Annotated in this window: 10 protein-coding genes; 3 read left to right on the top strand and 7 right to left on the bottom strand. The window is 61.0% G+C overall.

What is annotated here, in order from left to right; genetic code table 11:
- Window positions 1–53 precede the first annotated feature (53 nt).
- Window positions 54–548, bottom strand: a complete 495-nt coding sequence (gene rraA, locus RIB87_RS14375) for a ribonuclease E activity regulator RraA (protein WP_350147885.1) — start codon at window positions 546–548, stop codon at window positions 54–56.
- Between the two features lie 187 nt (window positions 549–735).
- Here rraA and RIB87_RS14370 point away from each other — a divergent pair, with 187 nt between their 5' ends.
- Window positions 736–2,262: a flavin-containing monooxygenase gene (locus RIB87_RS14370; protein WP_350147883.1), complete on the top strand. Its 1,527-nt coding sequence runs from the start codon at window positions 736–738 to the stop codon at window positions 2,260–2,262.
- Between the two features lie 122 nt (window positions 2,263–2,384).
- On the opposite strand, the gene RIB87_RS14365 is transcribed toward RIB87_RS14370, so the two are convergent.
- Window positions 2,385–3,032, bottom strand: a complete 648-nt coding sequence (locus RIB87_RS14365) for a DUF2799 domain-containing protein (protein ID WP_350147881.1) — start codon at window positions 3,030–3,032, stop codon at window positions 2,385–2,387.
- A gap of 697 nt (window positions 3,033–3,729) precedes the next feature.
- Between RIB87_RS14365 and RIB87_RS14360 the strand changes: the two genes are divergently transcribed.
- Window positions 3,730–4,194, top strand: a complete 465-nt coding sequence (locus tag RIB87_RS14360) for a GFA family protein (protein WP_350147879.1) — start codon at window positions 3,730–3,732, stop codon at window positions 4,192–4,194.
- A 10-nt stretch (window positions 4,195–4,204) separates the two neighbouring features.
- Here RIB87_RS14360 and RIB87_RS14355 read toward each other — a convergent pair whose 3' ends face one another.
- Together RIB87_RS14355 and aceA are read right to left on the bottom strand one after the other, a co-directional pair.
- Entirely contained in the window at window positions 4,205–5,326 is a 1,122-nt protein-coding gene (locus tag RIB87_RS14355; protein WP_350147877.1) for a serine hydrolase domain-containing protein, read from the bottom strand.
- 130 nt (window positions 5,327–5,456) lie between these two features.
- The gene (gene aceA / locus RIB87_RS14350) at window positions 5,457–6,740 is read right to left on the bottom strand and encodes an isocitrate lyase (RefSeq protein ID WP_350147875.1); all 1,284 of its coding nucleotides are present in this window, start codon (window positions 6,738–6,740) and stop codon (window positions 5,457–5,459) included.
- A 205-nt stretch (window positions 6,741–6,945) separates the two neighbouring features.
- Here aceA and RIB87_RS14345 point away from each other — a divergent pair, with 205 nt between their 5' ends.
- Window positions 6,946–8,472 (top strand): helix-turn-helix domain-containing protein, encoded by a 1,527-nt coding sequence (locus RIB87_RS14345; RefSeq protein ID WP_350147873.1) that lies wholly within the window; start codon window positions 6,946–6,948, stop codon window positions 8,470–8,472.
- Between the two features lie 201 nt (window positions 8,473–8,673).
- Here the strand turns inward: RIB87_RS14345 and RIB87_RS14340 are convergent, their stop codons facing one another.
- From RIB87_RS14340 to RIB87_RS14330, 3 genes are all read right to left on the bottom strand, one after another.
- Window positions 8,674–9,813, bottom strand: a complete 1,140-nt coding sequence (locus tag RIB87_RS14340; RefSeq protein WP_350147871.1) for an acyl-CoA dehydrogenase family protein — start codon at window positions 9,811–9,813, stop codon at window positions 8,674–8,676.
- Between the two features lie 52 nt (window positions 9,814–9,865).
- Complete coding sequence (locus RIB87_RS14335; RefSeq protein WP_350147869.1) at window positions 9,866–11,062, bottom strand: acyl-CoA dehydrogenase family protein; 1,197 nt, start codon at window positions 11,060–11,062, stop codon at window positions 9,866–9,868.
- A 132-nt stretch (window positions 11,063–11,194) separates the two neighbouring features.
- The gene (locus RIB87_RS14330) at window positions 11,195–12,034 is read right to left on the bottom strand and encodes an EamA family transporter (RefSeq protein ID WP_350147867.1); all 840 of its coding nucleotides are present in this window, start codon (window positions 12,032–12,034) and stop codon (window positions 11,195–11,197) included.
- Between the last annotated feature and the right edge of the window lie 53 nt (window positions 12,035–12,087).

Raw genomic sequence — 12,087 nt, 5'->3', positions numbered from 1 at the left:
GGCGCTATGAGAGTGGACCCCGGATCAAGTCCGGGGTTGCGGGTGGTGTGTGCTTAAAGCTCTTTGTCTGCCACCACCACGCCGTCGCGGTCGGCGTATAGCCAGTCGCCGGGTTTGATGGTGTGGCCTGCAAACGTCACGGGCACGTCGTAGGTGCCGCCATCTGCCTTGACGGACTTTTTCGGGTGCGTGCCCAGCGCCTTCATGCCGATCTTGAAGGTTTCGATTTCGGCCCAGTCGCGGATGAAGCCATAGACCACAACACCGGCCCAGCCGTTTTTCTCGGCCAGTTCGGCAAGGTTGCCGCCAAACAGGGCGCAACGCTCTGAGCCGCCGCCGTCCACCACCAGCACCTGTCCGTTGCCGGGGCTTTCCACAGCCTGACGCACCTTGGCGTTGTCCTCAAAGCATTTGAGCGTTTTGACCGGGCCGTGAAACGCCTCGACGCCGCCGAAATCCGCGAAAATGGCATCCAGCACGCGCACGGCATCTCCGTGGTCGTCGCTGATGTCGGTGGTTGCCGGGCTTTTGCCAGCGCTTTTGGCCATGGGAGCGCTCCTTGAACGATGAGTGTCGGCGTTTTCTAGCACGACATGTGCGAATGCGGGAACGGGGCTATGCGACAGCCAAAACTGCGTTATCCTAGGGGCACTTACGCAACTGAATATGTTTGCCGACCCGGCCCGTTTCATGAGGCTTCGGGCGGCACCAGGGAAACAGACCGGGGAGAAAATCATGGCAGCGGTTCATGATATGGCGGCCTATCGCAACACGGCAGCGGCCAATGCAGCGCCGATGCATGTGGCGATTATCGGTGCCGGCGTGGCGGGCATCTGTCAGGCCATCAAGCTGCAGGAGGCGGGCATCGCCTTCACGATTTATGAAAAGGCCAATGACATTGGCGGCACCTGGCGCGACAACACCTATCCGGGGTGTTCGTGCGATGTGCCGCTGCACCTGTATCAGTATTCATTCGAGATGAGCGCTGACTGGCGCAACAAGTTTGCCGACCATGCGCAGATCAAGGCGTATCTGGACAAGGTGGTGGCCAAGTACGGTCTGCGCCCGTTCATCAAACTCAACTGCCCGGTGGAACGTGCCTCGTTTGATGAAAAGGCCGGCCTTTGGCGGCTGGTTGTTGGCAGCGGCGAAACCGTGGATGCCAACATTGTGGTGGCAGGCACCGGCCAGCTCAACCGGCCGCAGATGCCTGATATTCCCGGTACGGACGACTTTAAGGGCGATGCATGGCATTCCGCCCGCTGGAACCATGATGTGGACATTACCGGCAAGCGCATCGCGGTGATCGGCAACGGGGCAAGCGCCATTCAGTTTGTGCCGGAGATTGCCAAACGCGCGGGCAACGTCAGCATTTTTCAGCGTTCGGCAAGCTGGGTGCTGCCGCGCCCTGAGCGGGTATTTTATGAGTGGGAGAAGAAACTCTATCGCGCATTCCCGTGGCTGATGTGGGTTCAGCGCAGCCGCATGTGGCTCAACGGCGAGCAGTTGCTGCTGAGTTTTCGCTACATGGGCTGGGCGCTGCGCAAGGGGCACGTCAAAGAAGCTGAAGAGCATGTGCCCGACGCTGAAAAACGCGCCAAGCTGCTGCCGGACTATGACCCCGGCTGCAAGCGGGTGCTTTTTTCCAACGACTGGTGGCCCGCGATGGGCCGCGCCAATGTGCATATCGAGACCACCGGCATTGAGCGGGTGACCGAGAACGGTATTCGCACTGTTGATGGAAATGAACACATGGTTGACGCCATTGTGTATGGCACCGGCTTCGACACCACGCATTTTCTGGGGCCGGTGGATGTCACCGGGCTGGATGGCCGGTCGCTGCGTGACGACTGGAAGGATGGCGCGGACGCGCATCTGGGCATCGGTGTGTCGGGCTATCCCAATTTCTATTTGCTGTACGGGCCAAACACCAATCTTGGCCACAACTCGATCATCTACATGATTGAGTGCCAGACGGCCTATGTGACGCAGATTGCGCAAAAAATGCGTGACGAAAATCTGGCTTATGTGGACGTGAAGCCCGAAGCGCAGGCTGAGTGGGACAGGGGTGTTCAGGCGGACAACGCCGCCTCTGTTTTCGCGTCCGGCTGCACCAGCTGGTACAAGACCGCGGATGGCCGCATCACCAACAACTGGCCCAACTCGACGCTGACCTATTACAGGCGCACGCGCCGAGTGAACTGGGATGACTACGTGGCCGTGGCGCGGGAGGCGGCGGCGGTGTCTGCCGCAGCAGAATAGAGCGTCACCCCGGACTTGATCCGGGGTCCACTCTCGACTGCTGCGGTGTAAAGCGTCCGCGAGTAGGCCCCGGATCAAGTCCGGGGATACGGTGGGGGCGTGATGCCAAGTGTGCCGTTCAGTTAAAAGCCCGGTTCCATCACCACAAACTCAAGCCGGGCTTTGTAGGTGTCCAGCTCGCGTTCGTGGGTGCGCAGGTCTGAGCGGAAGCGGCGCAGGTCGTCGCGGATCCGGCGGCGTTCCGTGCGGTTGTCTTCCAGTTCGATCACAATAGTGTTGCGGCGCTCCGGGGTCGGGTTTTGAAACGCCAGTTCGTTTTCAAGGTCGGCTGAGTATCGCTCCAGGTCTTCGATTGCCCGTTCGGCGCGCACCATGGCGTTGCGGCTTTCGTTTACCGCGCGGCGGCGCTCGAACAGGCCAAAACCTGCGGCGTGATTGTCGTTGAAGATCACCGCCATGTCGGCGGGGCAAATGGGGGCGGGGGCTGTGCCTGCGACGCCCAGGCGAAACGCATTTTCCGGGTCGCAATACACCCGCGCCCCTTCTGAATGGCCCATTTCATACAGTGTTTGATCAGGCGTAATGCCGTGCTCTGTGCAGGCGTCAAAGTGCTGAGCCAGCCGGTCGGGCGTGTGGCCGCTGACGGCGTCCTGATAGCCAAGCTGCTGCCAGTTGGCGGTGGTGCATTGTTCTGCCGTAAGCGTGGCGCAGGCAGAAAGTGCAAATGCGCCAAGCGACACGGCCATGACGGCAAAAAAACAACGGCGCATTTTGTCTATCCACGAATGAGCGGCTTGTGTGTTGAGTGTTGCGCAGGCGTGGGGCCGTCGCAAGCCGCAGGGTTCCGCGGCCTTTTTGCAGCCGGCGATGCAGCAGCGACTCGCTGGTTGCCAGGTTATCCACGGTGCTGCCGCGCGGGCTTAAACTTGTGTCACCTCGCCGCTGAAGGGCAAACCGGGCCGTCCGGTCTTGAGCGGTGAGGGCGGATGCCCGGAAGCGGGCGCTGGATGTCTCCTTGGGAACGTGGAGACGAAGGCGCCAGGCGCGATGTGCAAGTAACGGGTGCGCATCGCATGGGCGGTAGATGGTTCGGCCCCGGTCACGCCCTGAAAAAGCTGGCCCCGTATTCAACCGTGCGGTTCCAAAGTGCGGGATGCGGACGCATGGGGTCGCAGCAAAGCCTGGCACGCAACACGTGCCATGTGCCGCTGGATCGACCATCGCCGAAGCCTGTCCGTGTGTGGAGCGTCTTGTTGCCTGCCACCTGACTGACGTTTGAATTCACGCCTTTCATGCCCGGCGGGCACAAGGCGCTCCCACGCCCCTTCTTTGGGGGCAACGACTGTACCCACCGATGCGGCGTGCTTCGCAAGCGGAGACTTTTTGCTGTGCGGTTCTTACCTGCTACGTAGTTGGTGCAGGTGCGACCAGCCCACAAACTGGACGCGACAAACCGGAGGAACTGCGATGTCAGATTTCAGGCTGGAAGGCGGCTGCCAGTGTGGTGCCGTACGTTATGTGCTCACTGCTCCTCCCATCATGGCCTATGCCTGCCATTGTAAGCAGTGTCAGCGTATCTGCGGGAGCGCGTTTGCTGTTGCCTGCGCCGTTCTGCAGGACACCATGGAGATCACGCGCGGTGAGCTGGCGCGTGTTGACTGGACGGTGGAGAGCGGCGTGCATCGCTATGGAGAGTTCTGCGTTGACTGCGGCACGCGCATTCGCCATGGCAGCGTGCCGGATCAGGGTATCTATTCGCTGCGCGGCGGCACGCTGGACAACAAGGACTGGACGTACCCGGTGGCGCATATCTGGCAAAGCAGCAAGACCGACTGGATCAAGCTGCCCGACGACGCGCTTACCTATGATGGTCAGCCTACGGATTATACGCCCATTATTGTAGCGTACCGTACGCGGATGGGTCTGGAGTGAGCACTGACGCCTAGACGCAGGCGAAGACTGCCGCAACCAGCCCCATGGAGCGCGGGTCGCCGACGACGGCGGCACCCATCCTGTTCATGACGTAGCCGATGGCAATGCCTGCTTCGGGGTCAAGGCAGCCGAACGAACCGCCCCAGCCCGTGTGGCCAAATGCCTGATCGTTGGGGCCGTACATTTCAAAGCCGTTCATGGCCATGCCGGAGCCCCAGCGTACCGGCACACCAAGAATGAGGTCTTCGTTTTGGATGCGGGTGGTGCGCAGGGCGTCCATGGTGGCGCGGCTGATGATGGCTTTGCCGTCGGGCGCGGTTGCGTCGTCCAGCAGGGCATAGAGTTTGGCGAGGGCGGAGGCGCTGCCAAACCCACCGGCGGCGGGCAGTTCGGCGGCGCGCCAGGCGCGGTCGTTGGGGGCCAGTTGGCCGATGGCCGGGTTAGCAAATGTGAGGTTCTGGATTTCGGTGGTGCCGGACAGCGGCTGCATGTCGGTCGCTTCGCTCAGTGGGGCGACGCGCGGTTCTTCGCTTATGGGCAGGCCGATGAAAAAGTCGATGCCGTGGGGCGTGCCCAGTTCGTCGCGCAGGAACTTGCCGATGGTTTTGCCGGTGATGCGCTTCACCAGTTCGGCCGCCAGATAGCCATAGGTAAAGGCGTGGTAGCCGGAGCGCGTTGTCGGCTCCCACAAAGGCTCCTGCGCGGCGAGGCGTTGCGCCATCAGGTCGTGATCGTAGCAGTCTTCGAGGGTGGTGGGTTCGCGCAGGCCCGACAGGCCCGCCTGGTGCGACAGCATCTGCGCAACCGTGATGCCGCCCTTGCCGTGCGCGGCAAACTCCGGCCAGTGGGTTGCAACCGTGTCGTCATAGGAAAGCAGGCCACGATCGACAAGCAGCGCAATGCAGATGGCGGACACGCCCTTGGTGGTGGACCAGACATTGGCCAGCGTGTTGTGCGCCCACGGCGTGGCGCCGGTTTCGTCAGCGTCGCCTGCCCACAGGTCAACCACGGTTTTGCCCTTGTGGATGACACAGAAGGAGGCGCCGATTTCGAGGTCGTTTTGGAAGTTGTCCGCAAACTGGTCGCGGGCGCGCTCAAAGGCGGGCGCGCAGGTGCCGTGGATGGTTGTCATGGAAGGCTCCCCTAAGGTTTTTGATTTCTATTTGTCGCGAAGGCTAGGGGGCCGGGCGGCGAGGGTCAAAAAGAAAAGGCCGCGAGCAGTGCTGCCCGCGGCCTTTGATGGTGGTGTCAGTTCAAGACGCTTACTTCTTGAACTGGGCTGCTTCCGTCGAGTCGCCAAGAGCCGTTGTGGAGCTTTCGCCGCCGCCTGCTGCAATGGAGACCATGTCGAAGTAGCCGGTGCCGACTTCGCGCTGGTGACGGGTAGCTGTGTAGCCATCCTTTTCAGAGGCGAACTCAGCCTGCTGCAGCTCGGAGTAGGCACCCATGCCGCGATCGCGGTAGCCGGATGCGAGCTGGAACATGCCGTGGTTGAGCTGGTGGAAGCCTGCCAGCGTCACGAACTGGTACTTGTAGCCCATGGCCGCGATTTCCTGCTGGAAGGTCTCGATAGTTGCCTTGTCGAGGTTGGCTTCCCAGTTGAAGGAAGGCGAGCAGTTATAGGCCAGAAGCTGGTCGGGATATTCCTTGCGGATGGCTTCGGCGAAGCGGCGCGCATCATCAAGGTTCGGCTTGGAGGTTTCCCACCACAGAAGGTCAGCATACGGAGCAAATGCCAGGCCACGCTTGATGCAGTGGTCAACGCCCATGCCTTCCTTGATGCGGAAGAAGCCTTCAGGTGTACGGCCTGCGTCAAAGTCGATGAACTCGTGATCGCGTTCGTCGATGTCAGACGTAATCAGGTTCGCAGACTCAGCATCCGTGCGGGCCATGATGAGGGTCGGAACGCCCATCACGTCTGCGCCGAGGCGGGCTGCGTTGAGGTTACGCTCGTGCGCCTTTGTCGGGATCAGCACTTTGCCGCCCAGGTGGCCGCACTTCTTTTCAGACGCCAGCTGATCTTCGTAGTGAACGCCCGCAGCGCCTGCTTCAATGTAGGCCTTCATGATTTCAAAGCAGTTGAGCGGGCCGCCGAAGCCTGCTTCCGCGTCTGCGACGATCGGCAGGAACCAGTCGCGCTTTGCACCGCCTTCGGAATGTTCAATCTCGTCAGCGCGCTTGAGCGTGCGGTTGATCTTGCGGGCAAGCTCGGGGCCGGAGTTGGCCGGGTACAGCGACTGGTCCGGGTAAGTTGTGCCGGCGGTGTTGTTGTCTGCGGCAACCTGCCAACCGGACAGGTAAATGGCCTTGAGGCCTGCGCGGGCCATTTGCATGGCCTGGTTGCCGGACAGGGCACCCAGCGAATGCACGCGCTCTTCGGTGTGGATCAGGTCCCACAGCTTGTTGGCACCGCGTGTGGCGAGTGTGTATTCGATCGGGAACGAGCCGCGCAGCTTCTCAACGTCTTCGACGCTGTAGTTGCGCTTGACGTTTTCAAAGCGGCCCTTGGGGGCAGACGGAATGAGGTCGTAGAAGGTCTTGCTCATAAGACGGATCCTTCGTTCTTCTTCGGGTTTTGCACGGGCACGCCCGGCTTTCGGGCAACACCAGCACGGTGTGGATTTCGTGCGCACATAAATGACAAAGGGCGGTCAGGAGTCCACAAGCTGAGGCAAACATTCGGGTGAACGTGTTGACAGATGTGTGGGAGTAGTTTGTAAATCTGTTAAGTTTGTAAAGTATGAGGCCGCTATGGTAACAAAATCCACATCAGACGCCGTATCGGCGCGCCTGGGCGACAAAAAGGCTGGCGAACCCTCACGAAAGCGTCCGCAAAAGGTCTTTGCTGGCCCCCGCGTGCGGCGGATTCGGCGCGAGCAGGGGCTCACTCAGGCGGCGATGGCTGAACAGCTTGGCATTTCGGCGAGCTATCTCAACCTAGTGGAGCGCAATCAGCGGCCTGTAAGCGCGCAGTTGCTGTTAAAGCTGGCGGACGGGTTTGACCTGGATATCCGTGAGCTTTCCGGCGACGACGAGGCGCGTGCATTTGCCGAACTCAACGAGGTTTTTGCCGACCCGCTGTTTCAAAATGCCGGGCTGTCACGGCAGGACGTGCAGGATGTGGCCGCGGCCAGCCCCAGCGTGGCGGATGCCATCACGTCACTTTATCAGGCGTATCGCGAGCAGCTTGCGGGCAAGGGTCTTGGCCTTGGCCCGGTGGCCCCTGCCGACATTATTGCGGATCGCGACAAGAGCGATCATCTGGACCTGATGAAGTTTCCGGTGGAGGAAGTGCGCGACTACATCCATGCCAACCGCAACCATTTTGGTGAGTTGGATGATGCGGCGGAGGCGCTTTACGACTACCGCAACTTTGCGCAGGACGAACTGTATATCGGGTTACGGCGGCACCTCGACGAGGCGCATGGGCTGAGTGTCAAGGTGATGCCGGTTGATGTGCTGGGTGCGACGGTGCGCCGGTATGACCGGCACGGGCGGCGCATCCTGTTGTCCGAGGTTCTGGATGCGCCGGCGCGGACGTTTCAGTTAGCCTATCAGATTGCCTATCTGGAGCAGGCGGACCTGATTGAACGGATGGTCAAGGCGTCGTCGCTCAAGGGTGAGGAGACGCTGCGGCTGGCACGCATCAGCCTTGCCAACTATTTTGCGGCGGCCCTGATCATGCCCTACACGCGGTTTCATTCTGCGGCTGAAGACAGCGGCTATGACATTGAACTGCTGGCCCGGCGCTTTGGCACGTCGTTCGAGCAGACATGCCATCGGCTCACCACGTTGCAGCGCGCGGGGGAGCGGGGCATTCCGTTTTTTCTCATTCGTGTGGACAGCGCCGGCAATGTGTCGAAGCGGTTTGCAGCGGCCGGTTTTCATTTCTCGCGCTATGGCGGCACATGTCCGCGGTGGAACCTGCATGATGCGTTTCGCACGCCGGGCAAGATCATCACGCAGATTGTTCAGTTGCCGGACGATACAACGTATTTCTCCATCGCCCGCACAGTGCGGCGGCCCGGCGCGGGGGTGTTGGCGCCTGAACAGGAACTGGCGGTGGGGCTGGGGTGCGAAATCAGCGAGGCGTCGCGGCTCAAATATGCGCGGGCGTATGATGTGACGGCGGCGGAAGCTGTGACGCCGATAGGCGTGAACTGCCGCCTGTGCGAGCGGCCAGACTGTGCCGAGCGCGCGTTCCCGCCGATCAACCGCAAACTCATTGTGGATGAGCACGCACGCGGGTTGTCGAGCTTTACGTTTCAGAATGTGTGAGGCGATGCGGTGCTTTCTCTACCCGTCCATCTGCCTCCCCGCGGCTTGACCGCGGGGTCCAGTGCCGCGCGGAAAAAGCCTGCGCACATTGCCCTGCCTCCCCGCGGTCAAGCCGCGGGGAGGCAGTGGGGCTTTTGCAGGATCGTGGATTCCTGGATCCTCCGGTTGAGCCGAAGGATGGAAGGCTATCAGGCCTTCGGCCTAATAGCCTTCCAGCTCGGCATAGCGCTGGCTGTGGAAGCTGACATTGCCAAAGGTGGCGTCTGCCACGCGGGCGCGCTTGAGGAAGAAGCCGATTTCGTATTCGTCCGTCACGCCGATGCCGCCATGCATCTGCACGGCTTCTGACGACACTTCGTTGAACACGGCCCCGACGCGCGATTTGGCAAGCGACGCTGCCTGGGCCACGTCGTTGCGGCGCTCGTCAATGGCCTGCAGCGCATCCGCCACGACAGACTTGCACAGCTCAAGCTCGCAGAACATTTTGGCGGCGCGGTGTTTGAGGCCCTGAAACGAGCCGATGACAACGCCGAACTGTTTGCGCTCCTTGAGGTAGTCCAGCGTGCGCTCATAGGCTTCAAGTGCGCCGCCGAGCATCTCAGCAGAGAGGCCGATGCGGGCACGGTCGAGGGCTTCGTCGAGAATGGCAAAGCCGCCATCCACATTGCCGAGCACGTTGTCGTGGCTGACCTTCACGCCGTCGAGCTTCACTTCGGCGGCGTTGCGGCTATCCACCATCGAATGGCGGGTGCGGGTGAGACCTGCAGCATCGCCATCAACAATGAACAGCGTGGTGCCGGTCTTGTCGCCGGGTGTTGAGTGGGTGCGGGCGGCGACAATCAGCTTGCCTGCCACGTGGCCGTCCAGCACGAACGACTTGGTGCCGTTGAGGACATAGCTGTCGCCGTCCTTGCCGGCAGTGGCGGCGATGTTGGCGGGGGCGTGATGCGCGCCTTCATCCATCGCCATGGCCATGACGAGACTGCCATCGGCGATTTTTGGAAGCAGCTCTTTTTTCTGGGCTTCCGAACCGCCAATCAGCAGCGCGGAGGCACACAGCAGCGATGTTGACACAAGCGGTGATGCGGTGAGCGACCGGCCAGCTTCTTCGAGCACGAGGCCAAGACCGCGATAGCCAAAGCCTGCCCCGCCATATTCTTCGGGGATGATGATGCCGGCAAAACCCATTTCGGCCATTTGCGACCACAGCTTGGTGTCATAGCCGTTGGCGTCGTTGCTGTCGCGCAGGCGGCGCAGTTCCGTAACGGGTGATTTTTCAGCAATGAACCCTTTGGCGCTGTCACGCAGGATTTGCTGTTCTTCGTTGAGGACGAAGCTCATGGGGTGCTCCCTTGAAAAATGTGTTCGCGCTTATAAAAACTCCGGGCCCGGACTAATCCGGCAGACCCAGCACGCGTTTGGCAATAATGTTGAGCTGCACTTCAGAGGTGCCGCCTTCAATGGAATTGGCTTTTGACCGCAGCCAGGCGCGGGTGTTGCCGATTTCATCAGCCGAATAGGTGTCGTCCGGCTCCCAGCCGAGCATTTTAGTGCCCATGGTTTCGATCAGCAGCTCATATTTGCGCTTGTTGAGTTCGGTACCAAAGAACTTGAACACCGACGAGGTGGCGCTCACATCGTTGGCGGCCTTGGCTTCCTCCTGCACGCGGCGCATGGTCAGCGCGAAGGCTTTGGAGTCCATGTTGTGCTTGGTGATGTGCTCGCGGACGACAGGGTCTGCAACTTTGCCGTTGTCGTCACCCAGATATTCTTTCGCCGCACCGGCAAGGGTCTGTCCGGTAGCGCCTGACAGCGCACCGCCAAGGCCCATGCCTGAGATCATTGCGCGTTCGTGCTGCAGCAGGCGCTTGGCGATGGTCCAGCCCTTGTTGAGTTCGCCGACCAGTTGATCGGCAGGCACCTTCACGTCGTCAAAGAATGTTTCGCAGAACGGTGAATAGCCGGAAATGAGCTTGATGGGTTTGGTGGATACACCCGGTGAGGCCATGTCGAACAGCAGGAATGAAATACCGTCATGCTTCACGGTCTTGTCGGTGCGCACGAGGCAGAAAATCCAGTCGGCCTTGTCGGCGTAGGAGGTCCACACCTTCTGGCCGTTCACTGTGTAGGTGTCGCCATCCAGCACGGCGCTGGTCTGCAGACCGGCAAGGTCTGAGCCGGCGCCTGGTTCCGAGTAGCCCTGACACCAGCGGATTTCACCGCGCACGATCGGCGGAATGAACTTTTGCTTCTGCTGTTCGGAGGCGAATTCAAGCAGTGCCGGGCCAAGCATCCAGATGCCGAAGGAGTTAAGCGCCGGGCGCGCCTTGATGCGGCGCAGCTCCTGCTGCAGCACCATGTTTTCTTCTTTTGAAAGGCCGCCGCCGCCATAGGCTGCGGGCCATGTGGGGGCGGTCCAGCCTTTTGCACCCATGGCATCCAGCCACTTCTTGGAGTCCGGGTTGGGGTAGGTTGCGTTGCGGCCACCCCACACCACTTCTTCTTCCGGCATGGGGGTGCGCATGGAAGGGGGGCAGTTTTCTTCAAGCCAGGCTTGAACGTCTTTGCGGAAGGCTTCGAGGTCGGCCATGGGGTCTCTCCCGGACTGTTGCAGCGTGTGTCTGATTTTCTGTCAGGGAATATAAAGGGCTGACGCCACAAGGCGAGTCCTGAATCCGCAATCGGTTTTGCCGCCTGGAATGGCTGCGGAGGCCGCCGCGTGCTAGCCGATCACCAGCAATGCGATGCCGAGCGTTACCAGGGCTGCGGCCGCGATACGCCTGCCAGCGAAGGGTTCCTTCAGCAAAATAGCGCCTGCAAGGGCTGCGAATATGGCGCTGGTTTCGCGCGCGGCGGTGACGGTTGCCAGCGGCAGAAGCGTCATTGCCCACAGAACAATCAGATAGGAGAAGGCGCTGCCGAAGCCGAGCAACAGGGCAATCCGCGCGGTGCGGCTTGAAGCATAGGCCACCACATGCCGCCTGCGATAAACAAGGGCGAAGGCTACGAACGGCGCGCAGGACAGCAGTTCAAGCCATGCGGCATAGCCCAGAATGGTGCCTGACGCGCGCACGCCAATGCCGCCAAGCAGGGAGTATGTGGCAATTGAGAGCCCGGTGATGAGGGCGAAACCGATGGCATGCAGGTTCTGGCGGAAGGCACCTGTGCCCGCCACAATGATGCCGATGGCAATGATGATGACGCCCGCAAGACCAAGTGCTGTGGGTGTTTCTGCAATGGTGAGATAGGCCGCAAGGGCCACCAGCAGCGGCGCCGACCCTCTGGCGATGGGGTAAACCTGACTGAGGTCGCCACGATTGTAGGAGGCAATCAGGCAGCCGAAATAGACCATGTGCGCAGCGGCGCTGGCGATGAGATAGGGCCATGCGGCAGCGTCCGGCAGCGGCACAAACGGGATCAGCACCAACGCAAAAATAATGCCGGACACGCGCATGGCGGCCATATCCAGCACGCGATCTGTTCCGGCCTTGAGGGCCGTGTTCCAGGTGGCGTGCATGACGGCGGTCAGCAGCAGGATGAAGATGACTGTTGTGTCGGTCATGGGGCGGCGACGCTACACCGGGCGACCGGGATACCCACTACGTCATTTGCGCA

The organism is Pyruvatibacter sp., assembly GCF_040219635.1.
Lineage (GTDB): Bacteria > Pseudomonadota > Alphaproteobacteria > CGMCC-115125 > CGMCC-115125 > Pyruvatibacter.
This window is presented reverse-complemented; position numbering and strand designations above follow the sequence as displayed.

Bases quoted from the DNA above. Each gene is read 5' to 3' on its own strand.
- rraA (WP_350147885.1), bottom strand. From the start codon at position 548: ATGGCCAAAAGCGCTGGCAAAAGCCCGGCAACCACCGACATCAGCGAC.
- RIB87_RS14370 (WP_350147883.1), top strand. From the start codon at position 736: ATGGCAGCGGTTCATGATATGGCGGCCTATCGCAACACGGCAGCGGCC.
- RIB87_RS14365 (WP_350147881.1), bottom strand. From the start codon at position 3,032: ATGCGCCGTTGTTTTTTTGCCGTCATGGCCGTGTCGCTTGGCGCATTT.
- RIB87_RS14360 (WP_350147879.1), top strand. From the start codon at position 3,730: ATGTCAGATTTCAGGCTGGAAGGCGGCTGCCAGTGTGGTGCCGTACGT.
- RIB87_RS14355 (WP_350147877.1), bottom strand. From the start codon at position 5,326: ATGACAACCATCCACGGCACCTGCGCGCCCGCCTTTGAGCGCGCCCGC.
- aceA (WP_350147875.1), bottom strand. From the start codon at position 6,740: ATGAGCAAGACCTTCTACGACCTCATTCCGTCTGCCCCCAAGGGCCGC.
- RIB87_RS14345 (WP_350147873.1), top strand. From the start codon at position 6,946: ATGGTAACAAAATCCACATCAGACGCCGTATCGGCGCGCCTGGGCGAC.
- RIB87_RS14340 (WP_350147871.1), bottom strand. From the start codon at position 9,813: ATGAGCTTCGTCCTCAACGAAGAACAGCAAATCCTGCGTGACAGCGCC.
- RIB87_RS14335 (WP_350147869.1), bottom strand. From the start codon at position 11,062: ATGGCCGACCTCGAAGCCTTCCGCAAAGACGTTCAAGCCTGGCTTGAA.
- RIB87_RS14330 (WP_350147867.1), bottom strand. From the start codon at position 12,034: ATGACCGACACAACAGTCATCTTCATCCTGCTGCTGACCGCCGTCATG.